This window comes from Mycobacterium sp. E802 (assembly GCF_001666875.1).
Lineage (GTDB): Bacteria > Actinomycetota > Actinomycetes > Mycobacteriales > Mycobacteriaceae > Mycobacterium.
The window spans coordinates 1-2202 of record NZ_LZJD01000054.1 but is presented as its reverse complement, the minus strand read 5'-3'; the positions used below and the strand labels follow the sequence as shown (position 1 = coordinate 2202).

Genomic DNA, 2202 nt, shown 5'->3' with positions numbered 1-2202 from the left:
AGGTTGCCGGCCGGTATTTGCGGTAGAGAGCCACGGAAGAAGGCTACCGACTGCCTCTGACGTCGTCCCGATGCCCGTTGACTTTGAAACCACGCACACCGCTACTCGCACAAATGCGGCGTCAGTTCCAAGTCAACGCAGGAGGTGCTCGGTCGCGGCCAGCAGTGCACAGGTGGCCAGGCCGTCGATCGCCTCACGCACATCGGGCAGCGACGGGAAGGTCGGCGCGACGCGGATGTTCTTGTCGTCGGGGTCCTTGCGATACGGGAAGGCCGAACCCGCCTCGGTCACCGCGATCCCGGCGTCCTTGGCCAGCGCGACGGTGCGTTTCGCGGTGCCGGGCCACACGTCGAGGCTGACGAAGTAACCGCCCTTGGGGTCGGTCCACGACGCGATCTTCGACTCCCCCAGCCGCTCCTCGAGGATTTCGGCGACGAGGGCGAATTTGGGGGCGATCACTGCCCGGTGGCGCTGCATCTGCAGCCGCACGCCGTCGGCGTCACCGAAGAACCGCGCGTGGCGCAGCTGGTTGACCTTGTCCGGGCCGATCGTCTTCTTGCCCGCATGCTGCAGGTACCAGGCGATGTTGCCCAGCGAGCCACCCAGGAAGCTGACGCCGGCTCCGGCGAAGGTGATCTTGGAGGTCGAGGCGAACACCAGCGGGCGGTTCGGGTTACCGGCCGCCTCGGCCAGACCCAACACGTCGACCTGGCGGATGAACTCGTCGGTCAGGGTGTGCACGGCGTAGGCGTTGTCCCACATCAACCGGAAATCGCTTGCCGCCGTCCGCATTTGGACCAACCGGCGGACGTTTTCCCACGAATAGGTGGCCCCGGTCGGGTTGCCGAAGACCGGCACACACCACATGCCCTTGATCGCCGGGTCGGCCGCGACGAGCTCCTCGATCAGGTCGACGTCGGGCCCGTCCTCGCGCATCGGCACCGCGATCATCTCGATCCCGAAGGACTCGGTGATGGCGAAATGCCGGTCGTATCCGGGCGACGGGCACAGGAACTTCACCACAGGTTCTTGGACCCAGGGCCGCACCGAGTCCACCCCGCCGTGCAGCAGCGAGAACACGATGACGTCGTGCATCATCTCCAGGCTCGCGTTGTTGCCCGCGATCAGGTTCTGCACCGGGATGCCGAGCAGCTCACCGAAGATCTCGCGAAGTTCGGGCAGCCCGTGCAGACCGCCGTAGTTGCGGGTGTCGGCGCCCTGACGGTCACGGAAGTTCTCGCCGGGCAGGCTCAGCAGCGCGTTGGACAGATCCAACTGCTCGGGAGCCGGCTTGCCGCGGGTCAGGTCCAGGCTCAACTTCTTGGCCTGCAGTTCCGCATAGTTGCGCTGCTGGAGTTCGTGTTGCGCGAGCAGCTCCTCGCGGCCGAGGGACTGGAACGACACCGCGCGCCTTTCACCGGTTGAAGAACGTAAGGGGACCCCGCGCACCCGCCAGAGCCCGTTGACCCTTGCTGCCTTCCGGCCCTGGGGGAGTTCACAGGATGGACGCCGCGCGGGGTCCAAGGCGAGTGTAATACCCGTCCCTCTCCCCGGCGTTTCGGGACTGCTTCGGGCGTCCGCTACGATTGCCGACGGAGGATTCGCCTAGTGGCCTATGGCGCTCGCCTGGAACGCGGGTTGGGTTAACAGCCCTCAGGGGTTCAAATCCCCTATCCTCCGCGCTCGGGTCCGGGGTGCGACCTGCTGAATCACCGGAATTCAGCGGTTCGCACCCCGGCCCAATTAAGCACCCCGAGGAGGAGTATGGGCCGCACCGTCGCGGTGATCGTGCACGCATCGATCTCGATCGTGGCCGCCGGCCTGTATTTCTTCTTCGTCATCCCGCGCTGGTACGAACTCATGGGCGACACCCCCCAGACGCTGGGGTTGATTCTGCGCATCGTGACCGGCGTGCTGATCGGCCTGGCCGCCCTGCCGGTGGTCTTCACCCTGCAACGGACCAGGCGTCCCGAGCTGGCCACGCCGCAGCTGGCGCTTCGCCTTCGCACCACCTCGATCGCCTTCCATGTGCTGGCGGCAGTGCTGATCGTGGGCACCGCGGTCGCCGAGATCTGGATGTCGCTGGATACGTTCGGGCCGTGGCTGTTCGGGATCTACGGCGCGGCCGCCGCGATCGCGCTGCTCGGCATCTTCGCCTTCTATCTGGCCTTCGTCGCCGAGCTGCCGCCGCCACCGCCGAAG

At 66.4% G+C, this 2202-nt stretch carries 1 protein-coding gene, 1 tRNA gene, 1 other RNA gene and 1 pseudogene; 2 read left to right on the top strand and 2 right to left on the bottom strand.

Annotated elements, in window-relative coordinates; all coding sequences use genetic code 11:
- Nucleotides 1-132: 132 nt before the first annotated feature.
- Nucleotides 133-1404 carry an aminotransferase class I/II-fold pyridoxal phosphate-dependent enzyme gene (locus A5699_RS08335; RefSeq protein ID WP_067768105.1) on the bottom strand — a complete coding sequence of 424 codons (1272 nt, stop codon included), beginning with the start codon at nucleotides 1402-1404 and terminating at the stop codon, nucleotides 133-135.
- A gap of 26 nt (nucleotides 1405-1430) precedes the next feature.
- Nucleotides 1431-1525, bottom strand: an RNA gene (gene ffs / locus A5699_RS08330) — signal recognition particle sRNA small type.
- Between the two features lie 69 nt (nucleotides 1526-1594).
- Here ffs and A5699_RS08325 point away from each other — a divergent pair.
- Nucleotides 1595-1680: transfer RNA gene (locus A5699_RS08325), tRNA-Ser, on the top strand.
- Nucleotides 1681-1764: 84 nt separating this feature from the next.
- Nucleotides 1765-2202, top strand: a pseudogene (locus A5699_RS08320) (hypothetical protein); the annotation flags it as partial.